This window comes from Pseudomonas panipatensis, from assembly GCF_900099785.1.
Taxonomy (GTDB): domain Bacteria; phylum Pseudomonadota; class Gammaproteobacteria; order Pseudomonadales; family Pseudomonadaceae; genus Pseudomonas; species Pseudomonas panipatensis.
Genome location: NZ_FNDS01000001.1, coordinates 287,777 through 313,903, shown reverse-complemented (window position 1 = coordinate 313,903; position 26,127 = coordinate 287,777). Strand labels below are relative to the sequence as shown.

Here is a 26,127-nt window from a genome sequence, read left to right as displayed (position 1 = left end):
GCCGGATCAGTTGCGTTTTCCGGCGGACAGCGGCACCGCGCGCACCGAGGCGCCGGCCGACAGGCGCAGGCGTTTGGCGGTTTGCGCGTCGACCACCAGGGAACCGGCGGCGACCCGCGCCGGCGCCGCGGTGATGCGGCATTCCTCGCGCTTGCGGTTGTGGATCAGGAAGGGTTCGGCGTCATCGCCGGGCGTGCCAATGGCCAGCACCAGCGCCTGGCTGTCGGCGACGGCGCGGATCTTGTCGGTCGGCGCCTCGATGGCCGGGCCGGCGTCGAAGATGTCGACATAGCCCTGGTAGCTGAAGCCCTCGGCCTTGAGCATGGCCAGCGCCGGCTCGGTGTTCGGGTGCACGCGACCGATGACGTTGCGCGCCTCTTCCGAGAGGAAGCAGGTGTAGAGCGGAAACTTCGGCATCAGCTCGGCGATGAACGCCTTGTTGCCGACCCCGGTGAGGTAGTCCGCCTGACTGAACTCCATCTTGAAGAAGTGCCGGCCGAGGCTTTCCCAGAACGGCGAGCGCCCGTCGGCATCGGACATGCCGCGCATCTCGGCGATCACTTTGTCGCCGAACAGCTCGCGGAACTCGGCAATGAACAGGAAGCGCGCCTTGGACAGCAGGCGACCGTTGAGGCCGCTGCGCTGGTCGGCGTGCAGGAACAGCGAGCAGAGCTCCGACTGGCCGGTGAGGTCGTTGGCCAGGAACAGGGTGGGAATCTCGCGGTGGATGCCCAGCTCCTGGGAGGCGCTGACGGTCAGGCCGACGCGGTAGTTGTACCAGGGCTCGCGCAGGCCGACGGCGCCGGCCACGGCGGAAATGCCGACGACCTTGCCGCTGTCGTCTTCGAGGACGAACAGGTAATCGGCATCGGCGCGCTCGGCCTCGCCGCGGAAGCTCTTCTCAGCCCAGCCGACGCGGTGCGCCAGGCGCTGCTCGTTGGCCGGCAGCGTGGTCAGCCCGGTGCCGGTGCTGCGCGCCAGTTCGAAGAGGGCCGGAAGGTCGGCGCTGGTGACGGGACGAACGATCATACTCACTCCGCTCAAGCTGTGAGCCGGGAGCCGTGACTCGCCACGCGCGCCTTCGGGCGCTTGCGAGCAACGGCTTCAGGCCGGTTAAACCGCGATCAGTCTGACGCTGGCGCCTTCGCCGATACCCAGGGCTTCGGCGGTTTCCGCATTCAGGATTACCGGCTTGCCGGGCACCCAGTCGAGTTCGGCGACCACCGCGCGGTAGTCCTGCAGCAGGCCGTTGGTGACCAGGTAGCTGCGGGTCGCCTTCGGCACCTCGCCGATGCGCACCGGCACCTGGCGGCTCTGGGCGATGGAGCGAATGCCCGAGGTGCGCGCGTGCAGGGTCGGACCGCCATCGAAGATGTCGATGTAGTTGTCGGTCTCGAAGCCTTCGCGCATCAGAATGTCGAAGGTGATCTGCGCCCGCGGATGCACCTGGCCCATGGCTTCCTTGGCGTCGTCCGGCAGCAGCGGCACATAGATCGGGTAATGCGGCATCAGCTCGGCGAGGAAGGTGCGGCTCTTCAGGCCGGAGAGCTTCTCCGCATCGCTGTAGTTGAGATCGAAGAAGTTGCGTCCCACCGCGTTCCAGAACGGCGACTCGCCGTTTTCGTCGCTGTAGCCGACGATCTCGGTGACCACGGCATCGGCGAAACGCTCCGGATGGCTGGCCATGAACAACAGGCGGCCGCGCGAATTGAGCTCGGCGACAGGCGTGTTCACCAGCTCGCGCTGGACATAGAAGCTGGTCAGCAGGCTGTTGCCGGTCAGGTCATGGCACAGCGAGAGGACGTGGATCTTGTTGTGGATCGACAGCGACCGCGAAGCGTGCACGAAGGTCTCGTTGCGGAAGCTGTAGAAGGGCTCGGAGAAACCGGCCGAGGCGACGATCGCCGAGCAGCCGACCAGTTGTCCGCTCTGCGTGTCCTCGAGGACGAAGAAGTAGCTTTCTTCGCCGTTGAAACTCACTTCGGCGGCGAACGAGGCTTCCGAGGCGAGAATCTTTTCCTTCAATCGTTCCGCATCGTCCGGCAGCGACGTGACGCCGACCGGGCTGTCCGCGGCAAGACGCTGCACTTGCTGCAGGTCGGCCGCTTGTGCGGGGCGCATCACCAGCATGGCGTCACTCCTCTAACCAGACAAATCCAAATGAAACTGCTTTCCCCGGATCGCGCGCAGGGCGAACCTGCGCCCACGCATGCGGGGCCTTCGGGAAACGGCCGGGAGAACCCGGCCGGATCAGGCGCCAGACCGATGGCCCGACGCCGAATGGCGACTCAGCCGCGGGTCAGGGTGGCGACCGCGCGCTCCAGGCGATCCAGGCCTTCGTCGATGTCGGCGTCCGGGATCACCAGGCTGGGCGCGAAACGCACCACGTCGGGACCGGCCTGCAGGACCATCACGCCCTCCTTCTCGGCGGCGTTGAAGACATCCTTGGCCTTGCCCTTCCAGGCATCGGTGAGCACCGCGCCGATCAGCAGGCCGAGACCACGGACCTGGCTGAACAGGCCGTATTCCCGGCCGATCTTCTCCAGGCGCGCCTTGAAGCGCTCGTGCTTGGCACGCACGCCATCGAGCACTTCAGGCGTATTGATCACATCGAAGGCGGCGCCAGAAACCGCACAGGCCAGCGGGTTGCCGCCATAGGTGGTGCCGTGGGTGCCGACCACCAGACGCTCGGCGATCTTGGCAGTGGTCAGCATGGCGCCGATGGGGAAACCGCCGCCCAGGCTCTTGGCGCTGGAGAGGATGTCCGGGGTCACGCCGTAGTGCTGGTAGGCATACAGATGGCCGGTACGACCGAAACCGCTCTGCACCTCGTCGAAGATCAGGAGCGCATTGTTCTCGTCGCAGAGCTTGCGCACGCCTTCCAGGTAGGCCTTGTCGGCCGGCAGCACGCCGCTCTCGCCCTGCACCGGCTCGATGATCACCGCACAGGTCTTGGCCGAGATGGCGGCCTTGAGGGCCTCCAGGTCGTTGAACGGGATGTGGGTGATGCCTTCGATCTTCGGACCGAAGCCATCGGAGTACTTGGGCTGTCCGCCGACGTTGACGGTGAACAGGGTACGGCCGTGGAAGCTGTTGACCATGGAGATGATCTCGTACTTCTCCGCGCCGTAGACATCGTGGGCGTAGCGGCGCGCCAGCTTGAGCGCGGCTTCGTTGGCCTCGGCGCCGGAGTTGGCGAAGAACACCCGCTCGGCGAAGGTGGCGCCGATCAGCTTCTGCGCCAGGCGCAGGGCCGGTTCGTTGGTGAACACGTTGGACACGTGCCACAGCTTGTGCGCCTGCTCGGTCAGCGCCTCGACCAGTGCCGGGTGGGCGTGCCCCAGCGAGTTGACCGCGATGCCACCGGCGAAGTCGATCAGCTCTCGGCCGCTCTGATCCCAGACTCGAGAACCCAGACCACGCACCGGAATGAAAGCGGCCGGAGAATAGTTGGGGACCATCAACTGGTCGAAGTCGGAACGTTGAACCTGAGCGAGCGGAGCGGACATCGGTGTTCTCCTGCCTGGTGAGGCGGCTATCGATGAAGGGATTGTAGGGACAGAAACGGGGCCGGCATTGCCGCCAAGCGACAACTTCTTATAGCGCCAACCCGCGTCATTCCGAGGCTTTCGGAAATGCGACAGAAAGCATCGGTAAGGCGCAGTGTAAAGCGATGCCCGGCGAGGGGGTACACGGCGCCGGGAAATTCTTGGTCGATAGTCGGAAGCGAACCGGGCAGCCACGAAGACATGGCAAATCGGCATCCCGGCGAAGCCCATCGCCGGCAGGAAAGCTCATGGGCGAGGTACCGCCATCGATGGGTAGCGCTGCGCTCGACGCCATTCGACGCAGAGCGATACCGGTGAGCATCCGTAGGATGGGTGGAGCGCGCAGCGCGATACCCATCGGGCGGGAGCCAGGACGGCGCCTGGGACTCAGCCGCGCTCGCTGGCGGCCGGCGCGCTGTCCGCCGGGCCATGGCCACGGCGCTGGTTGCGGTCTTCGCGGGGGGTGACGCCGAAGAAGTTGCGGTAGGCGCTGGAGAAGTGCGGGCCACTGGAGAAGCCGCAGGACAGGCCGATCTGGATGATCGACTTGCTGGTCTGCATGAGCATCTGCCGCGCGCGGTTGAGGCGCAGCTCCAGGTAGTACTGGCTGGGCACGCGGGTCAGGTACTGCTTGAAGATGCGCTCCAGTTGACGACGCGACACGCAGACGTGCTGGGCGATTTCGTCGGTGGTCAGCGGCTCCTCGATGTTCGCTTCCATCAGCAGCACGGCCTGGGTCAGCTTGGGATGGCTGGAGCCGAGGCGGTTCTTCAGCGGAATGCGTTGGCGCTCGCTGCCTTCGCGAATGCGCTCGACCACCAGCTCTTCCGACACCGCGCCAGCCAGCTCGGCGCCATGGTCGCGGGCGAGCACCGCCAGCAGCAGGTCGAGCACGGCCATGCCGCCGCAGGCGCTGAGGCGGTCGCGATCCCACTCGAACAGGTGGTTGGTGACGATGACCTTGGGGTAGCGCTCGCTGAAGTCATCGTGCCAGCGCCAATGCACCGCGGCCCGGTAGCCGTCGAGCAGCCCCAGCTGCGCCAGCGGGTAGATACCGGCGGACAGCGCGCCGACGCTGACTCCGCCACGGGCGAGCTGCTTGAGCGCCGCCGCCAGCGCCGGCGCCATAACCGGCGGCGCCTCGTCGGCGACCAGGAAGACCCGCTGGCATTGTTCCAGCACGCCTTGCCAGGCCTGACCCGGCAGGCGCCAGCCATCCGCCTCGGCGGACTGCTCGGCATTCATGAAGACCGGATCGTAGAGCGCCTCCGGGTGCAAGCGCCGAGCGACCCGCAGGGCCTCTTCGGCGAGCGCCAGCGTGAGCGCCCGGGTCTGGGGCCAGAGCAGGAAACCAATGCGTTGGGCTGTCATGCGCGAACTTCTGTCGAGGCCGTCGGAATACAGCTTACTTCAAGCTGCCGGAAAGGAACTGTTTCAGGCGCTCCGACTGCGGATTGGCCAGCACTTCCTTGGGGCAACCACGCTCTTCGACCAAGCCCTTGTGGAGGAACACCAACTGGTTGGAGACCTCGCGGGCGAAGCCCATCTCATGGGTCACCACCACCATGGTGCGACCTTCCTGGGCCAGGTCCTGCATGACCTTGAGCACTTCGCCGACCAGTTCCGGGTCGAGCGCCGAGGTCGGCTCGTCGAACAGCATCACTTCCGGCTCCACCGCCAAGGCGCGGGCAATGGCCACGCGCTGCTGCTCGCCGCCGGACATATGCGCCGGGTAGGCGTCCTTGCGGTGCGCCACGCCGACCTTGGCCAGGTAGTGCTCGGCCTTTTCCAGGGCTTCCTTCTTCGATACGCCGAGCACGTGCACCGGCGCCTCGATGACGTTTTCCAGGGCGCTCATGTGCGACCACAGGTTGAAGTGCTGGAACACCATCGACAGGCGCGAGCGCATGCGCTGCAACTGTTTGCTGTCGGCGGCCTTGAGCGCACCGTCCTTGCCCGGCACCAGCTTCAGCTCCTCGCCATTGAGGAGGATCCTGCCGGCGTGCGGCTGCTCCAGCAGGTTGATGCAGCGCAGGAAGGTACTCTTGCCCGAGCCGGAGGAGCCGATGATGCTGATCACGTCGCCCGCTTTCGCCGCCAGGGACACGCCCTTGAGCACTTCGTGGGTGCCGTAGCGCTTGTGCAGGTCTTGGACTTCCAGTTTGTACATGGTGTCGGTTCTCGAATTCAGTCGTTGATCAGCCGGCCCTTGCGGAACGGCTCACGCCCGGCCACCTTGGCCAGCCAAAGCCCCGGCTGGGCGTAGCGCCCACGCTCGATGGCGAACAGCACGCCGGAGGTTCCGGCGGTCACGGTGCTGACCCTGTCGTTCAGCGGGTCGACCACCTCGAACAGCGGCTCGCCCTTCTCCACCCACTCGCCGGCCTGGCGCAGGTAACTGACCACGCCGGCATGCGGTGCATGGAGGTACTCGGTGCCCTCGAAGGGCATGCCCTCGCAACACTCGGCGGGCAGCGCCGGCCAGTCGCCGCCGATCAGCCCCTGCTCGGCGAGGAAACCGAGGATCGCCTCGGCATTGGCCCGCGCCTGGTCGACGCGGGTGTCGGCCACCCCGCCTAGCTCCACGGTGGTGGCCAGGCAGGCCAGCGGGATCGCCGCCCGCGGGAAGGCCCGCGACAGGCGCAACCAGGGCAGCGAGCAGGATTCGTCGAAGGAGTTGCCGCCGGAGTCTTCCGCCAACAGCGCCACGCCGGCCTTCAGCCGCGCCGCCAGGGAACGCCAGCGCGGCCAGTGTTGCGGGAGGGCGTACAGGTGAATGGCCGCGTCGAAGTCGCAGTGCAGGTCGAGCACCACCTCGGCATCGCAGGCGTGGCGCAGCAGGATGCGCTGCATGCCCTGCAGCTCGGACACCGCCGGCGCAAGGGCATCCAGCGCGTCGCGCATGGCCTGGCGGATCAGCGCGACGTTGGCGACCTCATCGAGCCCCAACTGGTCACCGACCCGCTCGGCCACCAGGGCGCCGAGTTCGACGAAATCACGGTTGAAGTTCTTGCCGCTGGCGAATTCGAAGCGGCCCAGGTGACTCGCCTGCAAGGTCTGGCCGAGGCCGATGGGGTTGGCCACCGGCACCAGCTCGACCACGCACGTGAGCAGGCCACGCGACTCCAGGTCGGCCAGGCGCTGCTTCAGCTCCCAGGCGGTGCGCATGCCCGGCAGCTCGTCGGCATGCAGGCTGGACTGGATGTAGACCTTGCGCGGCCCCGCGCCGAAACGGAACACGCTCAGGCGGCGCTCGCTGCCCAGGCTGCTCCATGGCAACAGATGATCGATTCGTTCCACGTTCGGCTCCTCAGTGCTTGCGCGGCGCGAGATAGGCCAGCCAGCGACGCTCGGCCATCTTGAACAGACGCACCAGGATGAAGGTCAGGATCAGGTAGAACACGCCGGCGGTGATGAAGGCCTCGAACGGCAGGTAGTACTGCGAATACAGGGTACGCGCGGCGCCGGTGATATCCACCAGGGTGACGATGGACGCCAGGCTGGTGGTCTGCAGCATCATGATCACTTCGTTGCTGTACTGCGGCAGCGCGCGGCGCAGCGCCGACGGCAACAGGATGCGGCGGTACATCTTCAGGCGCGACATGCCGATCGCCTTGGCCGCCTCGATCTCGCCATGGGGCGTGGCGCGCAGGCTGCCGGCGAGGATTTCCGCGGTATAGGCGCTGGTATTGAGGGCGAAGGCGGCACAGGCGCAGAAGCTGGCGTTCGACAGCCAGGGCCAGAACATGCTGTTGCGCACCGCCTCGAACTGAGCCAGGCCGTAGTAGATCAGGAACAGTTGCACGAGCATCGGCGTGCCGCGAATCACATAGGTGTAGAGCCACGCCGAGAGATTCACCACGGGCTGCTTGGATACCCGCATCAGCGCCAGCGGAACCGCCACCAGCAGACCGAAGAACAGCGAGATCGCCAGCAGCTTGAGGGTTACCAGCAGGCCGCTGAAATAGAGCGGCAGGCTGGCCCAGACAACGGAAAAATCGAAAATCATCACTGTGCCCCTCGCATCACAGATCCGCAACCTTGACGCCGACCGAATAGCGGCGTTCGAGCAGGCGCAGCAACAGCAGGGAAACGCTGGTCACCACCAGGTACAGCGCTGCCACGGCCAGGTAATAGGTAAAGGGTTCACGGGTGGCGTCCGAGGCCTGCTTGGCCTTGAACATCATGTCCTGCAAGCCGACCACCGAGATCAGCGCGGTCGCCTTGACCAGCACCAGCCAGTTGTTGGTGAAGCCGGGAATGGCCAGGCGGATCATCTGCGGCACCTGCACGCGGAAGAACACCTGCAGGTGACTCATGCCGTAGGCGAAGCCGGCTTCGGCCTGGCCCTTGGGAATCGCCATGAAGGCGCCACGGAAGGTTTCCGACAGATAGGCGCCGAAGATGAAACCGAGCGTGCCGACACCCGCGACGAACGGGTTGAGATCGATGTAATCCTCATAGCCGAACTGCGGCGCCAGCCAGTTGAGGAACCCCTGGCCGCCATAGAAGATCAGCAGAATCAGCACCAGGTCGGGCACGCCACGGATCACCGTGGAATACAGGTCGCCACACCAGGCCAGCCACTTCACGGGCGAAAGACGGAAGGCCGCCCCGAGCAGGCCGAGCACAATCGCCAGGCCCATCGACAGCAGCGAGAGCTGGAGGGTCAGCCAGGCCCCATCGATGATGGTCGCCCCGTAGCCGTTGAACATGGTCCGCACCTCATGGAACCGCTCGCCAGAGCTGGCGAACGCAAAACGATAGGCAACGACAGGCGCGTCGTCCCGAGAGTCCGGCCGCGGCCGCGCGAGGCAACCGCCGCCCAATAAAAAAGTGGCACAAACGTCAGGGTAAGGCCTGGGTTTGCGCCACTTCGGGGTCAGGCGTCAGTTCGAACCGTACACGTCGAACTTGAAGTATTTGTCCTGAACCTGCTTGTACTTGCCATTGGCGCGAATGGCAGCGATGGCGGCATTGAACTTGCCAGCCAGGGCGCTATCGCCCTTGCGCACGGCAATCCCCACGCCCTCGCCGAAGTACTTCTCGTCGGTCAGTTGCGGACCGACGAAGGCATAGCCCTTGCCGGCATCGGTCTTCAGGAAACCGTCGTCCAGGTTGACCGAGTCGGCCACGGTCGCGTCGACGCGACCGGCCACCAGGTCCATGTTGGCTTCCTGCTGGGAGTTGTAGCGCACCACCTCGACGCCGGCCGGGGTCAGTTCGCCGGAGGCATAGCGATCGGCGGTGCTGCCACGCAGCACGGCGACCTTCTTGCCTTTCAGGTCGGCCAGCGGATTGTTGAGGGTCGCACCCTCCTTCATCACGTAGCGCGCCGGGGTGTTGTAGTACTTGTTGGTGAAGTCCACCGAGGCCTTGCGCTCGTCGGTAATGGTCATCGACGAGAGGATGGCGTCGATCTTGCGCACTTTCAGCGCCGGGATCAGGCCATCGAACTCCTGCTCGACCCATACGCACTTGACCTTCATCTCTTCGCAGAGCGTGTTGCCGATATCGACGTCGAAGCCGGCCAGCTTGCCGTCGGGAGTCTTGAAGGAGAAAGGCGGGTAGGCCGCTTCGATACCGATGCGCACCGGTTTGTCATCGGCATGCGCAACGGCGGAAAGAACGGAGAGCGCCAGCGCGCCGAGAAGTGCGAACTTCTTCATCAGTAACTCCTTCGAGGGTGAGACTTCGATTGGCAGGAGAAAGGGGTTGGCCCAGGCTGCCCGTGCAGAAGCGAAGGTGGGTCGCTGCGCATTGCCATGGCGTGCTTCTTGTAGAACCACGCCAACCAGGGTGAGCGGCATTCTAGCGACAGCCCCTGGACGGTTATTTCTTCAATGCGACAACTAATTATAGAAGCGCCGGAGACAGGCCCCGAACGTCTTGACGGGAGGGATTTTACGTGATTAGCGAACAATCAGTAAAACCCATTTAAAAAGCATTAATCGGGCCATGTTTTCGCAAAGCCCTCTAGCACGCAGCTTCAGGCCCACAACTGCAGCTCAGGACGACGGATAAAGCGCACCTTGCGCGTGCGAAACGTTCCCTCCCGCCCCACTTTGCCGCAACGAGCGCCGCGACGGTGTTACCGATGCCGCCTGGCGACCGACGCCGGCAATAGGCTCGCGCCTCGCCACAGGTGGCAAGCGAGTGACGAGCCGGAGGCCGGGCCGAGCGCACGGCGCCTTTGCGCGGACAAAAAAACGCCCCGTTCTCACGGGGCGTTTTTCAGGCAGGGCTGGCTCAGGCCGCTTTCATCGCCCGGTGGGTATCCACCAGGTGCTGCACCACGCCCGGATCGGCCAGGGTGGAGATATCGCCCAGGCTGTCGTACTCGGCGGCGGCGATCTTGCGCAGGATGCGGCGCATGATCTTGCCCGAACGGGTCTTCGGCAGCCCCGGCGCCCACTGGATCACGTCCGGCGTGGCGATCGGGCCGATTTCCTTGCGCACCCAGGCCTTGAGCTCCTGGCGCAGTTGTTCGGAGGCTTCGACGCCGGCGTTCAGGGTGACGTAGACGTAGATGCCCTGCCCCTTGATGTCGTGCTGCATGCCGACCACCGCGGCCTCGGCCACTTTCGGGTGGGCGACCATGGCGCTCTCGATCTCGGCGGTACCCATGCGGTGCCCGGAGACGTTGAGCACGTCATCGACGCGGCCGGTGATCCAGTAGTAGCCGTCTTCGTCGCGGCGCGCGCCGTCGCCGGTGAAGTACATGCCCTTGAAGGTCTTGAAGTAGGTATCGACGTAACGGTCGTGGTCGCCGTACAGGGTGCGCGCCTGGCCCGGCCAGGAATCGAGGATCACCAGGTTGCCCTCGGTGGCGCCCTCGAGGATGTTGCCCAGGTTGTCCACCAGCGCCGGCACCACGCCGAAGAACGGCTTGGCCGCGGAGCCCGGCTTCATGGCATGGGCGCCCGGCAGCGGGGTCATCAAGCAGGCGCCGGTTTCGGTCTGCCACCAGGTATCGACGATCGGGCAGCGCGACTGGCCGACGGTCTCGTAGTACCACTGCCAGGCTTCCGGGTTGATCGGCTCACCCACCGAACCGAGCAGGCGCAGGCTGGAGCCGTCCGCACCTTCGACCGCCGCCTTGCCTTCAGCCATCATGGCGCGAATGGCGGTGGGAGCGGTGTAGAGGATGTTGACCTTGTGCTTGTCGACGATCTTGGCGACCCGGCTGATGTCCGGGTAGTTCGGCACGCCTTCGAAGAGCACGGTGGTCGCGCCGTTGGCCAGCGGGCCGTAGACCACGTAGGTATGCCCGGTGACCCAGCCGATGTCGGCGGTGCACCAGAAGACCTCGCCCGGGCGATAGTCGAAGACGCGCTCGTGGGTCAGCGCGGCGTACACCAGGTACCCTCCGGTGGTGTGCAGCACTCCCTTCGGCTTACCGGTGGAGCCGGAGGTGTAAAGGATGAACAGCGGGTCTTCGGCACCCATTTCCTTGGGCGCGCAGGTGGAGCCGGCGACCTTCATCAGGTCTTCGTACCAGACGTCGCGATGTTGGTTCCACTTGATATCGGCACCGGTGCGCTTGCAGACGATGATCTTCTGCACGCTGCTGGTTTCCGGGTTGGTCAGGGCGTCGTCGACGTTGGCTTTCAGCGGCGTGCGCTTGCCGCCACGCAGGCCCTCGTCGGCGGTGATCACCACCTTCGATTTGCAGTCGATGATGCGGCCGGCCAGGGCTTCCGGGGAGAAGCCGCCGAACACCACCGAGTGCACCGCGCCGATGCGCGTGCAGGCGAGCATGGCGACCACGGCTTCCGGGATCATCGGCATGTAGATGGTCACCACGTCGCCGCGATGCACGTCCTGGCCACGCAAGGCGTTGGCGAACTTGCAGACCTGCTCGTGCAGCTCGCGGTAGGTGATTTCCTTGTGTTCGGAGGGATCGTCGCCTTCCCAGATGATGGCAACCTGGTCGCCGCGTTCGGCGAGGTGACGGTCGAGGCAGTTCTGCGACACGTTGAGGGTGCCGTCGGCGAACCATTTGATGTCGACGTGGTGGTCGTCGAAAGAGGTCTGCTTGATCTTGGTGAACGGCTTGATCCACTGGATCCGTTGCGCCTGCTCGCGCCAGAAGCCGTCCGGATTGACCACCGACTGCTGGTACAGCTTCTTGTAGGTGGCTTCGTCAGTCAGGGTATTGGCGGCCGCTTCGGGACGCACGGGATACACGGATGCCGCAGTCATGACGCATTACCTCGGTTGAGAGTGTTGTTTTTGTTGATTGCAGTTGTAGCGGCCGCGCTGCACAGGGGCCATACGACCATGGTCTTACCAATCTGCAGGCATAGCGATGACAGCCATCAGCGCCACTGACGGCGGGCCTTGCGAGGGAGGGGCCGACCCCGCGAGGGGCCGGCAAAAGAGGGGGATCAGTGTTGCGGATGCAGACGCGCGCCGTGCTCGGCCATCAGTTGCTCATGCTCGGAGAGCATGCCGGGGATGCAGTCGCGCAGGAACTCGACCCAGGTGCGGATCTTGGCGTCGAGGAACTGGCGCGACGGATAGAGGGCGAAGACGTTGAGGTGGAACAGGCTGTAGTTGGGCATCACCCGCACCAGGCTGCCATTGCGCAGCCCTTCCACCGCCGAATACACCGGCAGCGCGCCGATGCCCATGCCAGCGACGACCGCCTCGGTCAGGGCGTCGGCGGTATTGACCTGGAAGTGCGTGTGGTTGACCTGCGCCAGCTCCTCGCCGTCCGGACCGTGGAACAGCCAGCGGTCCAGCGACATCACCGAGTTCACCAGGCGCAGGCAGCGATGCGCGGCCAGGTCCGCCGGGGCGTTGGGGAAGCCGAACTTGGCGATATAGGACGGCGCCGCGCAGAGCACGCTGTAGGTTTCCCCAAGGCGCTTGGAGACGAAGCCGGAGTCCGGCAGTTCGGGGGCGATCACCACCGAAATGTCGTAGCCCTCGTCGAGGATGTCGGTGGTGCGGTTGGCCAGGGTCAGGTCGAAGCTCACTTCCGAGTACTTCTCGCAGTACTGGGCGATCGCCTTGATCAGGTAGTGCTGGCCGATACCGGTCATGGCATGCACCTTGAGCTTGCCCGCCGGGCGCGAATGGGCATCGCTGGCCTCGGCCTCGGCTTCCTCGATATAGCCGAGGATTTGCTGGCAGCGCAGCAGATAGCGCTGACCCGCTTCGGTCAGGGCGATTCGCCGCGTGGTGCGGTGCAACAATCGGGTACGTAGGTGAGCTTCGAGTTTGGCTACGGTCCGCGAGACGTAAGCCGTGGTGAGGTCCATGCGCTGGGCAGCGGCGGTGAAGCTGCCAGTTTCGGCGACACAGACAAAGGCACGCATATTGTGCAGCAGATCCATCATCTCTCCTGAAAGCCTGCCTGCGAGCCGCGACAGACAGCGCGATTGCGCGCTTCACGCGGTAGCAAAGTCTTGTTACAGACTTCTGACGGGCGGCGAATTGTCGCACAAGTGTCCGGCCGGAATTATTGCTTTTTCAGACAACAATAATTCGCCCATCTGTCAGCTTATCCTGCTATCGGCCGCCTTCTAAAATCGCCTCCCCTCCCGCGGCTCCCCGCAGTATCCAGGATTCGAAGCTGTGTTCCGCCATTCGCGCAAAGTGCTTCCACCCGCCCGATTCCCAACATTCCTTACCTGTCAGTCCGGCCCCGTCGCCGCTCCCATTTCCCGTCAGTCGAGGTGAGCGCCATGAGCAGTCTCAGTGTGCGCCTGCCCGACGCCGCCGCCCTGCGCCAGGCATTTTCCGCCTGGGCGCACAGCGATGGCGTGACCTGGGTCTTCATCGCCAAAACCCTGATCACTGCCTTTACCGCGCTGTGGCTGGCCTACCGCCTGGAGCTGCCGCAGCCGAACACGGTACTGGTGAGTGCGGTCATCGTGTTGCAGCCGCAGAGCGGCCAGGTATTGGCCAAGAGCTTCTACCGCATCCTCGGCACCCTGGCCGGGTTGACGGTGATGGTCACCTTCATTGCCCTGTTCGCCCAGGAGCGCGTGCTGTTCCTGCTCTGCGTGTCGATCTGGGTCGGCCTGTGCACCGCCGGTGCAGCACGTTACCGCGATTTCCGCGCCTATGCCTGCCTGCTCGCCGGCTATACCGCGGTGATGATCGGCATCCCTGCCTCGCTGCACCCGGAAGGCGCCTTCATGCAGGCGCTCTGGCGGGTGATCGAAATCAGCTTGGGCATTCTCTGCACCGGGGTGATCAGCGCCGTGGTGCTGCCGCAGACCAGCAGCGCCGCCCTGCGCAACGCCCTCGACCGACGCTTCGGCGACTTCGCCGGGCTGGCCGCCGCCGGTCTCGAAGGCACCCTGGACAACAACCGCTTCGAGCAGTCCGCCGCGCGCCTCGCCGCCGAGGCGGTGGGCCTGGAAAACCTGCGCAACGTCACCGCCTTCGAAGACCCGCACATGCGCCTGCGCAGCGGCCGGCTGGCCCGCCTGAACAGTGAGTTCATGCAGATGAACACACGCTTCCACGCCCTGCAGCGGCTGCTCGACCGCCTGCGCGAACGCCGCGCCGAGGCTGTGCTGGAAGTGCTGATGCCGTGCCTGATCGAAGTTGGCGAGCTGCTCACCGGCTGGCATGGCCGGCCCCTGCGCGACGCCGATGCCGCACGCCTGGCCGGCCAGTTGGAGCGCTGCCGCCAGCAATTGATGCCGAACATCCGCGAGGCCCGCGCCAAGCTCGCCCATGCCTGCCCGCGGGAGGCCGACCAACTCGACTTCGAGACCGCCGCCGAGCTGCTGTTCCGCTTTACCGGCGACATCCACGACTACGCCCTGACCCACGCCTCGCTGGCCGCCCACAAGCACGCCCGCGAGCACTGGAAGGAACGCTTCACGCCCAAGGCCAACGCCCTCGCCGCCTCCGTCGCCGGCTTCCGCTGCGCGCTGCTGGTGCTGATCGGCGGGATCGTCTGGATCGAGACCTCGTGGATCAGCGGCGCCACCTTCGCGCTCACCTCGGTGTTGATCGCCGCGCTGTCCTCGGCCTCGCCGAATCCCAAGCGCCTGTCGTTGCAACTGACCCTGGGCACCCTGCTCGGCGCCAGCCTGGGCTTCATCCTGACTTTCCGCGTGCTGCCGCTGCTGGATGGCTTCCCGCTGCTGTGCTGCGCGCTGGCGCCGGTGTTCGCCCTGGGCGCCTTCTTCATTTCCCGTCCGCAATGGAGCGGCTACGGCGTCGGTCTGCTGGTGTGGTTCTGCATCGCCTCGCTGCCGGCCAACCTGACCCGCTACGACGCCTACGTCTTCATCAACGAATACTTGGCCATGCTGCTGTCCATGGGCATGGCGGTGATCGCCGCGATGGTCATTCTGCCGCCCAACCGGCCCTGGTTGTGGAAGCGTCTGGAGGCGGAACTGCGCATGCGCGTGGTGCATACCATCAGCGATCCGCTCAAGGGGCTGTCGTCCGGCTTCGAGAGTGGCACCCGCGACCTGCTCAACCAGGCCTACGGCCTCTCCAGTTCGCGACCGGACGTGCAGCGCCGGCTGTTGCGCTGGATGTTCCAGGTCCAGGAAGTGGGCCTGTCGATCATCGAACTGCGCCGTGAGCAGGAAGCCCTGCCCCAGGAGCCCTGCTACGCCGAGAGCATGCCCTGGCGGCGCGCCATCCGCGCCATGGGCCGGGCGCTGATCCGCCTGTTCATCTACCCCAGCGAAAGCAATCGCCAGCGCGCCCTGGCGGCGGTGGAACATGCCATCCACAGCACCCGCAACACCCACGAGCCGCGCCCACCGCACTTCGATACCTCACCGCTGCGGCGGGTGTGCAGCTACCTGCACTTCATCCGCACCTCGCTGCTCGATCCGCGCTCGCCGCTGAGCGGCACCCCCTGAGCCACCTCATCGCGAAAGCCGGGCCGCGGCCGAAACGAGGCCCTGCTTTCGCGATGGCAGCCTCGCCCTTCGTTCCCCCAGGCAAGCACCCGTAGGCCAACGATGGGTATCGCTGCGCTCAACACCATCCTACGCAAAGTGGTGCCGCTGGGCGTTCGCCGAATGGGTGATACCCAACGCCATCCGACGCCAAGCGGTGCCGGCAGGCACCCGTAGGATGGGTGGAGCGCGCAGCGCGATACCCATGCGGGGGCGTGGCTCTGTCGATGGGTATCGCTGCGCTCAACGCCATCCTACGCAAGGCGTGCCGCTGGGCCTTCGCCGAATGGGTGATACCCAACGCCATCCGACGCCAAGCGGTGCCGGCAGGCACCCGTAGGATGGGTGGAGCGCGCAGCGCGATACCCATGCGGTTCGATGGGCAGCCCTGTGCTCAACGCCATCCGCCGCAGCCAACAAAAGGCCTGCCGCCAGGTGCGCGGATAGGTCGCGCCATGGCCTCGCCCGTACACCGATGTCGTTACGACGGCATGACACTGCCCTCGACAGACCCCGCACTGCCCGCAAAGCCGCGTCCCTGCTGGATTGTTGCCTTTGAGTACGAGGTATTTGTGGCGTCCAGACATATGAATCCAGGCCTCTGCGACCTACTATTTCCCTGCAGTTACAGAGCGCTCCGCAACACCAAGAACCCGTACCAAGAAACCCTAAATTCCATCTCGATGAAGCCGCTGAACTTCGTCCTGGCCACGTGCGCCCGGATGCGGTCTCCGCTCGGGAAAAAAAGGCAGGTAAATTCATGAAAGCTGTAGTAATCCTGGCCCTGGCCAGCTTCTCTTCGCTCGCCCTCGCCGAGCAAGCGAGCGCCGGTACCCAACCGCAAAGCCCGGCCGTGGAGCAGTACACCTATGGCATGAAGCTGGACGTTGCCCATGTCGTGTCCACCACCGATGTCTCCAACCAGTGCGGCATCGTGCCGGCACAGATGACCTACGAAAACTCGCAAGGTCAGCGCCACACCGTCGAGTACCAAGTGTGGGGTAACGGCTGCTCCGGCGGCTAACCTACTGAGGCGGACAGTCGCCGGTCAGCTTCTCCCCGACCACGACTCGACCGTTCTCTGCATTGCCACCGCGAAGGGTCCACGCCCCCTTCGCGGCGCGTAAAAGCTCTCCCCCTCCCCGCTCCACCCGCTCAAACCTTCCCCGCCCGACACTCCCCGCTCCAGGTTGCATCAGCGCCTGCCCCCAGCGGACCAGCGCCGCATCGACACCTTCATCAGCCTGCCGCGTACAGACAGCCCGCCGTGCACCGCTCTTGGGATGAACGACGCTCCGCGCGATGAGCAGGCGCCGCCTGGCAACCTTGGCCCCGCTGCGGATCGGCAAGGCGCTGGCTGCATCGAACGGCGTGCAAGGCGACGACCGCGCGCGCTCAGATCGCCAACGCCACCAGCACCGCGCACTCGGTCAGCTCGACCAGCGCCCCGGCGGTATCTCCGGTGGTGCCATCCAGCCGCGTCATCAGGCAACTGCGCCACCAGATGAACACCACCAGCGCCACCACCAGCGCCAGGGCGCCACTGAGGCCGGTCAGCGGCATCAGCGCGGCGTTCGCCGCCAGCACCCAGGGCAAGGCGCGACGCGGCAGGTGATCGGCCAGCGCCTGGCCGAGGCCGCCGGGGCGCGCATAAGGGGTGGAGTAGAACAGCAGGGGCAATGCCACGCGCGCCAGCCACGGCGCCAGCAGCAGCGGCCAGAGGTTCTCGCTCGACAGCAAGGCGACCAGGGCGGCGAACTTCAGCAGCAGGATCAGCACCAGCGCCACCACCGCGATCGGCCCGCTGCGCGGGTCCTTCATGATCGCCAGGGTGCGCTCGCGATCGCCCAGGCCACCGACCCAGGCATCCGCGGTATCGGCCAGGCCGTCCAGGTGCAGGGCGCCGCTGAAGCCCACCCAGAAGGTCAGCAGCAGTGCCGCCTGGAGCAGCGGATGGGTGTCGCTGAGGAGCACGCCAAGGGCACAGAGCGCGGCGCCCATCAGCAAGCCCACCAGGGGATAGAAGAGGATCGCGCGACCGAACTGTTCGGGCGTCGGCACACGGTGCAGGCGCACCGGCAGGCGGGTGAGGAATTGCAGGGCGATCAGCGGCAGTTGCAGGTTGCTCATCGGGACGCGCTCGCGGCATCGGGCTCGGCCGGTTGGATGTTCCAGCCGCCGGCGTGCGCCTCGATGCGCAGCGCCAGCAACTCGCCATGGGCGACGCTCACCTGCAGCAACTGCTGGCGCGGCAAGCCGCGCGCCACGGCGCCGAGCAGGCGCATCACCCCACCATGGGTGACCAGCAGCAGATGCCGCCCGGCGTGCGCCGCGTACAGCCGCCCCAGAGCGGCGAAGACCCGCGCCTCGAACGCCGCCAGCGGCTCACCGCCCGGCGGGGTGAAGGCATAGGGATCGGCCCAGAAGCGCGCTAACGCATCGCTATCACTCTCCATCAGCGTAGCCGCGGAAAGCCCCTCCCACTCGCCAAAATCCAGCTCGCGGAAATCCGCCTCCAGGCTCAGCGGCAGGTCGCGCTGCCGAGCCAGCCGTTCGGCGAAGGCGGCACAGCGGCGCAGCGGCGAGCTGACCAGCGCCTGCCAGTCCCCAGGCCTGTCCGTGGCGGCCTGCATCTGCGCCCAGCCGGCGGCGGTCAGGGCATCGTCGAGACGTCCACGAAAGCCACCGCCCAGCTCGGTCTCGCCATGCCGCAACAGGTCCAGGCGCATGCTCATGCCGGGCGGTCCGACACCGCCGCTTCGGCGAAGGTGGCCATTTCCCGGTGCAGCCGGCAGGCCTGGCGCAGCAGCGGCACGGCCAGCGCGGCGCCACTGCCCTCGCCCAGGCGCAGGCCGAGGTCGAGCAACGGTTGCGCCTCCAGCGCAGCGAGCACGCGGCGCAGGCCCGGCTCGGCGCCGGCATGGGCGAACAGCAGCCACTCGCGGCATTGCGGATTCAGGCGCACGGCGCAGAGCGCGGCGGCGCTACAGATAAAGCCATCCACCAGCACGGCGATGCCCTTCTGCGCACAGGCCAGGTAGGCGCCGACCAGCGCCGCCACCTCGAAGCCGCCGAGCCGGCACAGCGCCTCGAACGGATCGGCGCAGTGCGCGCCATGCAGCGCCAGGGCGCGCTCGATCACCGCGGCCTTGTGGACCACGCCGCGCGCGTCCAGGCCGGTGCCCGGACCGACCAGGGTCGCCGCCGGTTCGCCGAGCAGCGCACAGGCCAACGCCGCGGCGCTGGTGGTGTTGCCGATGCCCATTTCGCCGCCGATGAACAGCTCGCTGTCGGCCTGCTGCGCGCGCCGCGCCGACTCGCGCCCGGCTTCCAGGGCGATCAGGCATTGCGCGGCGGTCATCGCCGGCTCGCGGGTGAAGTTCAGGGTGCCGGCGCCGACCATCAGGTGCAGCACGCCGGGCAGCGGTTCCAGCGGCACCGCGGTGCCCAGGTCGATGACCTCCAGGTGCGCATCGAGATCGCGCGCCAGCACGCTGATCGCCGCGCCGCCGCGCACGAAGTTGCGCAACATCTCGCCCGTGACCGCTTGCGGATAGGCCGAGATGCCCTCTTCCACCACCCCGTGGTCAGCGGCGAAAAGGGCGATCCAGAGCCTGTCCAGCGTCGGCCGCTCGCGCCCCTGCAGGCCGGCCAGGTGAATGCTCAGCTCTTCCAGACGGCCCAGCGCGCCGCGCGGCTTGGTCAACTGGTCCTGGCGCGCCGCGGCCTTGTCCCGCGCCACGCGATCGAACGGCTGGCACGGCTGCCGCCACCACTGCAGACTCATAACGCTTCCCCCTTGAGAACCATGGGCAGGCCGGCGACGGTGAACAGCACCCGCTCGCTGAGTTCGGCCACTGCCTGGTGCAGCCAGCCGGCTTCGTCGACGTAGCGCCGCGTCAGTTCGCCCAGCGGCACCACGCCGAGCCCGGTTTCGTTGCTGACCAGGATGATCCGCCCGGGCAGGCCGGGCAGTGTGGCCAGGAGTTCGTTCACCTGCGCCTGCAACGGCGCACCGTCGGCGTGCAGCAGCAGATTGGTCAGCCACAGCGTCAGGCAGTCCACCAGCAGGCAGCGCTCGGGCGCCGCGCGCTCGGCGAGGACCCGCGCCAGCGCCAGCGGCTCTTCCACCAGGTCCCATTCGGCCGGGCGGCGGGCGCGGTGCTGGCGGATGCGCTCGCCCATCTCGCCGTCGCCGGCCTGGGCGGTGGCGATGTAGGTCACCGGTAGGCCGCTGGCGCCGGCCAGGCGCTCGGCCAGACGGCTCTTGCCGGAGCGGGCGCCGCCGAGAATCAGTTCAAGCATGACGCATCCTCGCTGCTGCAATGGGCGGCCCGGCAGCACTCGTGCCACGGGCCGCATGGGTATCGCTTCGCTCCACCCATCCTACGGAAGACGGCGTGGTGTATCGGCGGAGGCATCCGCCGATGCTCGGCGCGCGTGCTCAGAGGCCGCATAAGGCGCGCAGGCCTCGGGTGTCCAGGTGTGCTTCGACCTGGTCGGCCAGGCGCTCGATGTCGCGTTCGCGCAGGGCGTGGTAATCCAGCTCGACCACCTCGCCGAGGCCGGCCCAGCGCAGCAGCGCGGCACAGGCCGGAGGCGACTCGAAGAGGCCGTGCAGATAGGTGCCCATGACCTGGCCGTCGGCGCTGATGGCGCCGTCGCAGCGGCCATCGTCCAGGCGTACCGCCGGACGCGCCAGGGCCGCGCCGGCAGTCACCCCGGCATGGATCTCGTAGCCGCTCACGACGGCGTCTTCCAGGCTCAGCCGGCCACGCACATTGCGCAGTTGCTTCTGCGGCTGCAGCACGGTCTCCAGCGCCAGCAGGCCGAGGCCGGCGCTGCTGCCGGCGGCGCCTTCCAGCGCATGCGGGTCGGACAGCCGCTGGCCGAGCATCTGCAAGCCGCCGCAGATACCCAGCAGCTTGCCGCCATAGCGCAGGTGACGGGCGATGGCGTCGTCCCAGCCCTGGGCGCGGAGAAACGCCAGGTCGGCGCGCACGCTCTTCGAGCCGGGCAGGATGATCAGGTCCGCCGCCGGCATGGCTTGGCCGGGACCGACGAAGCTCAGCTCGACCTGCGGGTGCAGGCGCAGCGGGTCGAAGTCGGTGTGGTTGCTGATGCGCGGCAGCACCGGCAGCGCCACCTTGAGGCGCTCGCCGCGCTTGGCCGCCTGGCGCGTGTCGATGGCGTCCTCGGCTTCCAGGTGGAAGTCCATCAGGTACGGCAGCACGCCGAGCACCGGGATGCCGGTGCGCTGCTGCAGCCAGTCGAGGCCCGGTTGCAGCAGCGCGAGATCGCCACGAAAGCGGTTGATGACGAAGCCCTTGACCCGCGCCCGCTCGGAAGCCGAGAGCAGTTCCAGGGTGCCGACCAGATGGGCGAAGACGCCGCCGCGGTCGATATCGGCGACCAGGATCACCGGGCAGTCCACCGCTTCGGCGAAGCCCATGTTGGCGATGTCGTTGGCGCGCAGGTTGATCTCCGCCGGCGAACCGGCGCCCTCCACCAGCACCACCGGATAGGCCGCGCTCAGGCGCTGGTGGGAAGCCAGCACCGCCTGCATGGCGACCCGCTTGTAGTCGTGATAGGCGGCGGCGTTCATGCTGCGCACGGCGCGGCCATGGATGATGATCTGCGCGCCAGTGTCGCTGTTCGGCTTGAGCAGCACCGGGTTCATGTCCGTGTGTGGCGCCAGGTGGCAGGCTTGCGCCTGCACCGCCTGGGCGCGGCCGATCTCGCCGCCATCGGCGGTCACGGCGCTGTTCAGCGCCATGTTCTGCGGCTTGAATGGCGCCACCGCCACGCCCTGGCGGCGCAGCCAGCGGCACAGCGCGGTCACCAGGGTGCTCTTGCCGGCGTCGGAGGTGGTGCCCTGCACCATCAGGGTGGTCATTGCGCCTGCTGCCATTGTTCGAGGGCGTGTTCCAGGCGCGCCCAGCCGGCCTCGTCGGGCGGCAGGCCGAAGCGCAGGCTCGACGGCCGCTCGAACAGGCGCACGAGGATGCCACGCTGCGCCAGGTGCTCATGCAGAGCGGCCGCCTGCGCACTCATCGCCCACTGGAACAGGCCCGTCCCGCCGTGCGCGGCGACGCCCTGGATACCGAGCAGCGCGGCCAGCCGCCGGCTGCCCTCGGCCAACGCCTGACGGCGCTCGCTGTGTCCCTGGAAATCGCCCAGCACGGCCTGGGCCACGCAGCGCGTCGGACCGTTCACCGTCCAGGGGCCGAGGCTGTCGCGCAAGGCGGCGAGCAGCACCGGCTCGGCGAAGGCGAAGCCCAGGCGCGCCCCGGCCAGGCCGAAGAACTTGCCGAACGAGCGCAGCACCACCAGGCCCGGACGGCTGGCGCAACTGGGCACCAGGCTGTGCTCCGCGGTGCAGTCCATGAACGCCTCATCCACCACCAGCCAGCCGCCGCGGTGCTGCAACTGCGCGTGCCAGTCGAGCAGCACGCCGTTGTCCAGGCGCCGCCCGCTGGGGTTGTTCGGGTTGACCACCACCAACACATCCAGCTCGGGCAGGTGATGCTCGACCTCTGTCTCGCTGATTTCGCGCAGCAAGTGCCCGGCGCGGCGCCAGGCATCGGCGTGCTCGGCATAACAGGGCGCCAGCACACCGACCCGACCAGCGCGACGCAGGCGCGGCAAGGCCTGGATGGCCGCCTGGCTGCCGGGCAGCGGCAAGGGATGGTCGCCGCCGTAGTAACGGCTGGCCGCGGCTTCCAGCCCGTCCTGCTCTTCCGGCAGGCGCATCCAGGCGCTGGCCGGGATCGGCGGCAGCGGCCAGGACCAGGGAGCGATGCCGGTGGACAGGTCGAGCCAGTCGGCCAGCGGAATTGCGTAACGCCGCGCCGCTTCGCGCAGGCGACCGCCGTGTTCAAGCATGGGTCAGGGCTCCCAGGGTGAGGATCACCAGCAGCCAGAGCAGCACACCCTGGCGCACCAGGCCGAGGGCGCGCCAGATGTCGCCGGCGCCGGCGGGCTGGCCGGCGCCCAGTTGTGCACGCGCGTGCAGCTCGCCGTGGTAGATGGCGTCGCCGCCCAGGGCCAGGCCCAGGGCGCCGGCGCCAGCCGCCATCACCGGGCCGGCGTTGGGGCTGTCCCACAGCGGCGCCTGACGACGCCAGCTGCGCAGGGCCAGGCGGGTGTCGCCGAGCAGCGCATAGGTCAGCGCCACCAAGCGTGCCGGAAGGTAATTGAGGGCATCGTCGATCTTCGCCGCCGCCCAGCCGAAGCGCTCGAAACGCGGGGTGCGATAGCCCCACATGGCGTCGAGGGTATTGCTCAGGCGATACAGCACCACGCCGGGCGCACCGCCGATGGCGAACCAGAAGAGCGCGGCGAACACCGCGTCGCTGCCGTTCTCCAGCACCGACTCGGTGGCGGCCTTGGCTACCCCGGTGGCGTCCAGCTCGCGGGTGTCGCGGCTGACCAGGTAGCCGACGCGCCGCCGCGCCTCGGGCAGATCGCCGCGGCGCAGGGCGATGGCCACCGGCTCGGCGTGCTCGCCCAGGCTACGCAGGCCGAGGGCGGCATACAGCGCCAGGGCGGAAACCAGCCAGCCGAGGTGCGGGATCAGCGTCAGCAGCCAGGTGGCGAAGGTCAGCGGCAACACCGCCAGGGCCCAGGCGCTGACCCCGTGGCTGCGCCAGGCGCGGCCGGGCGTCTCGCTGTCGGCGGACTGGGTGCTGCCTGCCTCCCGCGACGCCGCCTGCGCCAGGGGCAGCGCGCTGTGCCTGTCGAACGGCGCATCGACGGTGCGCGGGCGGTTGAAACGCCGCTCCAGGCGGTCGGCCAGGCGGCCGAAAGCCACCAGCGGGTGCCAGCCCTTCGGCTCGCCGAGCAGGCTGTCGAGGGCCACGCCAAGGACGCTGAGCAGGGCCAGGCTCATGGCCGTTCTCCCCACTGGTCCTGGTACAGCAACTCCTCCAGCGGACGCGGCTGGCGCCAGCCTTCCAGGGCCAGCATGGGCGCGGCATAGAAGCGCTCCACCGGGCCCAGGCAGAGCACCGCCACCGCCTGGCTGCCCGGCGGCAGGCCGAGCAGTTCGCCGAGCGCCGCCGGCTCGAACAGCGAGACCCAGCCCATGCCCAGGCCTTCGGCGCGGGCCGCCAGCCAGAGGTTCTGAATGGCGCAGGCCAGCGACGCGAGGTCCATCTGCGGCAGGGTGCGGCGGCCGAAGACATGCGCTTCACGCCCGTCCATCAGCGCCGCCACCAGCAGCTCGGCACAGTCGCGGATGCCCTCCACCTTGAGCTTCATGAAGGCGTCGGAGCGCTCGCCCAGGGCTTCGGCGGTGCGCACCCGCTCCTCCTCGACCAGCCCGTGAATGGCCTCGCGCAGGTCGCCACGGGTGATGCGGATGAAGCGCCAGGGCTGCATCAGGCCGACGCTGGGCGCCTGGTGCGCGGCTTCGAGCAGGCGCGCGAGCAACGCCGGGGCCACGCTGCCGCCGCTGAAATGGCGCATGTCGCGGCGCTCGGCGATGACACGGTAGAGCGCGGCGCGCTCGGCGTCGCTGTAGGCATGTTCAGTCATGGTCGGAACAGGGCCGCTGCGGCGTCCGGGTTGGACGGCAGATAGAAGTGGATATAGGACGCGCTCAGGCGGCCCTGGCGGAACAGCGCCTCGGCCACCGGCTTGTCGTTCGGGCAATGGCCACGCACGGCCGGCTGCAGGGCGCAGTCCAGCAGCGAGTGGTGGAAGGTGTGCCCGCGCAGCGCGCCATCGGCCAGCTCGACTTCCTGCAGGGCCAGCGCCGCCAGGCGCTTCTGCAAGGTCGCGCGGCCGGGCAGCAGGCCGAGCATGCGGCCGCGCTCGCCGCTGGCGTCGATCAGCTCATCGAACAGGTAGAGCATGCCGCCGCACTCGGCCAGCAGCGGCTTGCCGGCGGCGTGGTGGGCGCGGATCGCCGCCGCCATCGGCTGGTTGTCCTGCAGGCGCGCCAGGTGCAGCTCGGGATAGCCGCCGGGCAGGTAGAGGCTGTCGACCTCGGGCAAGGCGCTGTCCGCCAGCGGCGAGAAAAAGCGCAGCTCGGCGCCCAGTTCGCGCAGCAGGTCGAGGTTGGCCTGGTAGAGGAAGGCAAAGGCGGCGTCGCGCGCGACACCGATGCGCACGCCGGCCAGGCTCGGCGCCAGTTGGCGGGCCGGCGGCGCACGGAAGGCGACCGGCGGCGGCAGGTCCACCGCGCTGCTCGCGGCCAGGGCGTCGGCGGCGGCGTCCAGACGCGCATCGAGGTCAGCCAGTTCGTCGGCCTGCACCAGCCCCAGGTGGCGGCTGGGCAGCTCCAGCTCGGCGCTGCGCGGCAAGGCGCCGTACCAGCGAATCCACTCCGGCAGGCTGTCGCGCAGCAAATCGCAGTGGCGCTGGCTGCCGACGCGGTTGCCGAGCACCCCGGAGAACGGCAGGCCCGGCTGGTAGGTCGCCAGGCCGACGGCGAGGGCGCCGAAGGTCTGCGCCATGGCCTGGCCGTTGATCACCGCCAGCACCGGCACGGCGAAGGTCCGCGCCAGGTCGGCGGCCGAGGGCGTGCCATCGAACAGGCCCATGACCCCTTCGATCAGGATCAGCTCGGCCTCCCCCGCCGCTTCCCAGAGCAGGCGCCGGCTCTGCGCTTCGCCGACCATCCACAGGTCGAGCTGATGTACCGGCGCGCCGCTGGCGCGGGCGAGGATCATCGGGTCGAGGAAATCCGGGCCGCACTTGAACACCCGCACCTTGCGCCCCTGGCGCGCATGCAGGCGGGCCAGCGCGGCGGTGACGGTGGTCTTGCCCTGGCCGGAAGCCGGCGCGGCGATCAACAGCGCCGGGCACTGGCGGCTGGCGCCCTGCGCGGCGGGCATCAGAACTCCACCCCTTTCTGCGCCTTGATCCCGGCCTTGAAGGCATGCTTGACCAAGCCCATCTCGGTAACGGTATCGGCGGCCTCGATCATCCCCGGCAAGGCGCCACGGCCGGTGACCACCACATGCTGCTGCGGCGCGCGCGCGGCAATGTCGGCCAGCACCCTGTCCAGCGCCAGGTAGCCGTGCTTGAGGGCGATGTTCAACTCGTCCAGCACCAGCAGGCCAACGCGCGGATCGGCCAGCAGCTCGCGGGCGACGGCCCAGGCCTGCTCGGCCTTGGCGATGTCGCGCTGGCGATCCTGGGTTTCCCAGGTGAAGCCCTCGCCCATCACGTGGTAGCGGACTTCCTCGGGAAAACGCCGGAAGAAAGCCTCCTCGCCGGTGCTGGCGGCACCCTTGATGAACTGCACCACCCCGCCGCGCATGCCGTGGCCGAGCGCACGGGCGAGCATGCCGAAGGCCGAACTGCTCTTGCCCTTGCCATTGCCGCTGAGCACCAGCAACACGCCGCGCTCGTCCCGGGCCTGGGCGATCTTCTCGTCGATCAGTGCCTTCTTGCGTTGCATGCGCGATTGGTGGCGCTGGTCTTTTTCCGGGGATTCGCTCATGGCAGTGCCTCCGCGCCGGGGGCGCGCTCGAAAGGGGTCGACGCGCGCGCAGGACAACACGCGACGCTGGGGCGCCGGAGCGGGATCGGAGAAACGGAGGCAGGCGGCACGGAAGAAGACCCGGGCGGCCCGAGGAAAAGACGCGAGGCGGCGGACGCGCCTGCGGCGGCCACACCCCTGAAGGCGATGCTCATCTGCTGTTCCACTCCGCCGCTCTCACCCGCGCGGCTCAAAACCG

General features: G+C 67.6%; 23 protein-coding genes. 2 read left to right on the top strand and 21 right to left on the bottom strand.

Annotated elements, in window-relative coordinates:
• Positions 1–6: 6 nt before the first annotated feature.
• The 11 genes from astA to BLQ74_RS01475 all read right to left on the bottom strand — a co-directional run bounded on the left by astA (position 7) and on the right by BLQ74_RS01475 (position 12,892).
• Positions 7–1,029 carry an arginine N-succinyltransferase gene (gene astA / locus BLQ74_RS01525; RefSeq protein ID WP_090260121.1) on the bottom strand — a complete coding sequence of 341 codons (1,023 nt, stop codon included), beginning with the start codon at positions 1,027–1,029 and terminating at the stop codon, positions 7–9.
• Positions 1,030–1,113: 84 nt separating this feature from the next.
• The gene (gene aruF, locus BLQ74_RS01520; RefSeq protein WP_090260119.1) at positions 1,114–2,130 is read right to left on the bottom strand and encodes an arginine/ornithine succinyltransferase subunit alpha; all 1,017 of its coding nucleotides are present in this window, start codon (positions 2,128–2,130) and stop codon (positions 1,114–1,116) included.
• 158 nt (positions 2,131–2,288) lie between these two features.
• Positions 2,289–3,509, bottom strand: coding sequence for an aspartate aminotransferase family protein (locus tag BLQ74_RS01515; protein WP_090260117.1), 1,221 nt, complete (start codon positions 3,507–3,509; stop codon positions 2,289–2,291).
• 426 nt (positions 3,510–3,935) lie between these two features.
• Complete coding sequence (gene argR / locus BLQ74_RS01510; RefSeq protein ID WP_090260115.1) at positions 3,936–4,919, bottom strand: transcriptional regulator ArgR; 984 nt, start codon at positions 4,917–4,919, stop codon at positions 3,936–3,938.
• Between the two features lie 34 nt (positions 4,920–4,953).
• Complete coding sequence (aotP, locus tag BLQ74_RS01505; RefSeq protein ID WP_090260113.1) at positions 4,954–5,718, bottom strand: arginine/ornithine transport ATP-binding protein AotP; 765 nt, start codon at positions 5,716–5,718, stop codon at positions 4,954–4,956.
• A gap of 17 nt (positions 5,719–5,735) precedes the next feature.
• Complete coding sequence (locus tag BLQ74_RS01500; RefSeq protein ID WP_090260111.1) at positions 5,736–6,848, bottom strand: succinylglutamate desuccinylase/aspartoacylase family protein; 1,113 nt, start codon at positions 6,846–6,848, stop codon at positions 5,736–5,738.
• A 10-nt stretch (positions 6,849–6,858) separates the two neighbouring features.
• Positions 6,859–7,557, bottom strand: a complete 699-nt coding sequence (locus BLQ74_RS01495) for an ABC transporter permease (protein ID WP_090260109.1) — start codon at positions 7,555–7,557, stop codon at positions 6,859–6,861.
• A gap of 16 nt (positions 7,558–7,573) precedes the next feature.
• Positions 7,574–8,263, bottom strand: a complete 690-nt coding sequence (locus BLQ74_RS01490; RefSeq protein ID WP_090260107.1) for an ABC transporter permease — start codon at positions 8,261–8,263, stop codon at positions 7,574–7,576.
• A 174-nt stretch (positions 8,264–8,437) separates the two neighbouring features.
• On the bottom strand, positions 8,438–9,217 hold the full coding sequence (locus BLQ74_RS01485; protein ID WP_090260105.1) for an ABC transporter substrate-binding protein: 780 nt from the start codon (positions 9,215–9,217) through the stop codon (positions 8,438–8,440).
• A 580-nt stretch (positions 9,218–9,797) separates the two neighbouring features.
• Positions 9,798–11,753, bottom strand: coding sequence for an acetate--CoA ligase (gene acs, locus BLQ74_RS01480; RefSeq protein ID WP_090260102.1), 1,956 nt, complete (start codon positions 11,751–11,753; stop codon positions 9,798–9,800).
• A gap of 185 nt (positions 11,754–11,938) precedes the next feature.
• The gene (locus BLQ74_RS01475) at positions 11,939–12,892 is read right to left on the bottom strand and encodes a LysR family transcriptional regulator (RefSeq protein WP_090260100.1); all 954 of its coding nucleotides are present in this window, start codon (positions 12,890–12,892) and stop codon (positions 11,939–11,941) included.
• A 351-nt stretch (positions 12,893–13,243) separates the two neighbouring features.
• Between BLQ74_RS01475 and BLQ74_RS01470 the strand changes: the two genes are divergently transcribed.
• Together BLQ74_RS01470 and BLQ74_RS01465 are read left to right on the top strand one after the other, a co-directional pair.
• The gene (locus BLQ74_RS01470) at positions 13,244–15,397 is read left to right on the top strand and encodes an FUSC family protein (RefSeq protein ID WP_090260098.1); all 2,154 of its coding nucleotides are present in this window, start codon (positions 13,244–13,246) and stop codon (positions 15,395–15,397) included.
• 799 nt (positions 15,398–16,196) lie between these two features.
• Positions 16,197–16,460: a DUF2790 domain-containing protein gene (locus BLQ74_RS01465; RefSeq protein WP_090260096.1), complete on the top strand. Its 264-nt coding sequence runs from the start codon at positions 16,197–16,199 to the stop codon at positions 16,458–16,460.
• Positions 16,461–16,831: 371 nt separating this feature from the next.
• On the opposite strand, the gene BLQ74_RS01460 is transcribed toward BLQ74_RS01465, so the two are convergent.
• The 10 genes from BLQ74_RS01460 to cobO all read right to left on the bottom strand — a co-directional run bounded on the left by BLQ74_RS01460 (position 16,832) and on the right by cobO (position 25,889).
• Positions 16,832–17,566, bottom strand: a complete 735-nt coding sequence (locus BLQ74_RS01460; protein ID WP_090260094.1) for an adenosylcobinamide-GDP ribazoletransferase — start codon at positions 17,564–17,566, stop codon at positions 16,832–16,834.
• Positions 17,563–18,171: an alpha-ribazole phosphatase family protein gene (gene cobC / locus BLQ74_RS01455; protein WP_090260092.1), complete on the bottom strand. Its 609-nt coding sequence runs from the start codon at positions 18,169–18,171 to the stop codon at positions 17,563–17,565. Before cobC ends, BLQ74_RS01460 begins: the two co-directional genes overlap by 4 nt.
• Positions 18,168–19,223 carry a nicotinate-nucleotide--dimethylbenzimidazole phosphoribosyltransferase gene (gene cobT, locus BLQ74_RS01450; RefSeq protein WP_090260090.1) on the bottom strand — a complete coding sequence of 352 codons (1,056 nt, stop codon included), beginning with the start codon at positions 19,221–19,223 and terminating at the stop codon, positions 18,168–18,170. The genes cobC and cobT overlap by 4 nt, the downstream gene beginning before the upstream one ends.
• Entirely contained in the window at positions 19,220–19,741 is a 522-nt protein-coding gene (gene cobU / locus BLQ74_RS01445) for a bifunctional adenosylcobinamide kinase/adenosylcobinamide-phosphate guanylyltransferase (RefSeq protein ID WP_090260087.1), read from the bottom strand. The genes cobT and cobU overlap by 4 nt, the downstream gene beginning before the upstream one ends.
• A gap of 139 nt (positions 19,742–19,880) precedes the next feature.
• Positions 19,881–21,332 carry a cobyric acid synthase gene (locus tag BLQ74_RS01440; protein ID WP_090260085.1) on the bottom strand — a complete coding sequence of 484 codons (1,452 nt, stop codon included), beginning with the start codon at positions 21,330–21,332 and terminating at the stop codon, positions 19,881–19,883.
• Positions 21,329–22,321 carry a threonine-phosphate decarboxylase CobD gene (gene cobD / locus BLQ74_RS01435; RefSeq protein WP_090260083.1) on the bottom strand — a complete coding sequence of 331 codons (993 nt, stop codon included), beginning with the start codon at positions 22,319–22,321 and terminating at the stop codon, positions 21,329–21,331. Before cobD ends, BLQ74_RS01440 begins: the two co-directional genes overlap by 4 nt.
• Positions 22,314–23,327 carry an adenosylcobinamide-phosphate synthase CbiB gene (cbiB, locus tag BLQ74_RS01430; protein ID WP_090260081.1) on the bottom strand — a complete coding sequence of 338 codons (1,014 nt, stop codon included), beginning with the start codon at positions 23,325–23,327 and terminating at the stop codon, positions 22,314–22,316. Before cbiB ends, cobD begins: the two co-directional genes overlap by 8 nt.
• Positions 23,324–23,974 carry a 5,6-dimethylbenzimidazole synthase gene (bluB, locus tag BLQ74_RS01425; protein ID WP_090260079.1) on the bottom strand — a complete coding sequence of 217 codons (651 nt, stop codon included), beginning with the start codon at positions 23,972–23,974 and terminating at the stop codon, positions 23,324–23,326. Before bluB ends, cbiB begins: the two co-directional genes overlap by 4 nt.
• Positions 23,971–25,278 (bottom strand): cobyrinic acid a,c-diamide synthase CobB, encoded by a 1,308-nt coding sequence (locus BLQ74_RS01420; RefSeq protein ID WP_090260077.1) that lies wholly within the window; start codon positions 25,276–25,278, stop codon positions 23,971–23,973. Before BLQ74_RS01420 ends, bluB begins: the two co-directional genes overlap by 4 nt.
• Complete coding sequence (cobO, locus tag BLQ74_RS01415) at positions 25,278–25,889, bottom strand: cob(I)yrinic acid a,c-diamide adenosyltransferase (protein ID WP_090260075.1); 612 nt, start codon at positions 25,887–25,889, stop codon at positions 25,278–25,280. Before cobO ends, BLQ74_RS01420 begins: the two co-directional genes overlap by 1 nt.
• Positions 25,890–26,127: the final 238 nt, after the last annotated feature.

Bases quoted from the DNA above. Each gene is read 5' to 3' on its own strand.
- argR (WP_090260115.1), bottom strand. From the start codon at position 4,919: ATGACAGCCCAACGCATTGGTTTCCTGCTCTGGCCCCAGACCCGGGCG.
- cobT (WP_090260090.1), bottom strand. From the start codon at position 19,223: ATGAGTCTGCAGTGGTGGCGGCAGCCGTGCCAGCCGTTCGATCGCGTG.
- BLQ74_RS01465 (WP_090260096.1), top strand. From the start codon at position 16,197: ATGAAAGCTGTAGTAATCCTGGCCCTGGCCAGCTTCTCTTCGCTCGCC.
- BLQ74_RS01495 (WP_090260109.1), bottom strand. From the start codon at position 7,557: ATGATTTTCGATTTTTCCGTTGTCTGGGCCAGCCTGCCGCTCTATTTC.
- bluB (WP_090260079.1), bottom strand. From the start codon at position 23,974: ATGACTGAACATGCCTACAGCGACGCCGAGCGCGCCGCGCTCTACCGT.
- BLQ74_RS01515 (WP_090260117.1), bottom strand. From the start codon at position 3,509: ATGTCCGCTCCGCTCGCTCAGGTTCAACGTTCCGACTTCGACCAGTTG.
- cobO (WP_090260075.1), bottom strand. From the start codon at position 25,889: ATGAGCGAATCCCCGGAAAAAGACCAGCGCCACCAATCGCGCATGCAA.
- astA (WP_090260121.1), bottom strand. From the start codon at position 1,029: ATGATCGTTCGTCCCGTCACCAGCGCCGACCTTCCGGCCCTCTTCGAA.
- BLQ74_RS01475 (WP_090260100.1), bottom strand. From the start codon at position 12,892: ATGGATCTGCTGCACAATATGCGTGCCTTTGTCTGTGTCGCCGAAACT.
- BLQ74_RS01440 (WP_090260085.1), bottom strand. From the start codon at position 21,332: ATGACCACCCTGATGGTGCAGGGCACCACCTCCGACGCCGGCAAGAGC.
- BLQ74_RS01420 (WP_090260077.1), bottom strand. From the start codon at position 25,278: ATGCCCGCCGCGCAGGGCGCCAGCCGCCAGTGCCCGGCGCTGTTGATC.
- cobD (WP_090260083.1), bottom strand. From the start codon at position 22,321: ATGCTTGAACACGGCGGTCGCCTGCGCGAAGCGGCGCGGCGTTACGCA.
- BLQ74_RS01460 (WP_090260094.1), bottom strand. From the start codon at position 17,566: ATGAGCAACCTGCAACTGCCGCTGATCGCCCTGCAATTCCTCACCCGC.
- acs (WP_090260102.1), bottom strand. From the start codon at position 11,753: ATGACTGCGGCATCCGTGTATCCCGTGCGTCCCGAAGCGGCCGCCAAT.
- cobC (WP_090260092.1), bottom strand. From the start codon at position 18,171: ATGAGCATGCGCCTGGACCTGTTGCGGCATGGCGAGACCGAGCTGGGC.
- BLQ74_RS01485 (WP_090260105.1), bottom strand. From the start codon at position 9,217: ATGAAGAAGTTCGCACTTCTCGGCGCGCTGGCGCTCTCCGTTCTTTCC.
- BLQ74_RS01470 (WP_090260098.1), top strand. From the start codon at position 13,244: ATGAGCAGTCTCAGTGTGCGCCTGCCCGACGCCGCCGCCCTGCGCCAG.
- cbiB (WP_090260081.1), bottom strand. From the start codon at position 23,327: ATGAGCCTGGCCCTGCTCAGCGTCCTTGGCGTGGCCCTCGACAGCCTG.
- cobU (WP_090260087.1), bottom strand. From the start codon at position 19,741: ATGCTTGAACTGATTCTCGGCGGCGCCCGCTCCGGCAAGAGCCGTCTG.
- BLQ74_RS01490 (WP_090260107.1), bottom strand. From the start codon at position 8,263: ATGTTCAACGGCTACGGGGCGACCATCATCGATGGGGCCTGGCTGACC.
- aruF (WP_090260119.1), bottom strand. From the start codon at position 2,130: ATGCTGGTGATGCGCCCCGCACAAGCGGCCGACCTGCAGCAAGTGCAG.
- aotP (WP_090260113.1), bottom strand. From the start codon at position 5,718: ATGTACAAACTGGAAGTCCAAGACCTGCACAAGCGCTACGGCACCCAC.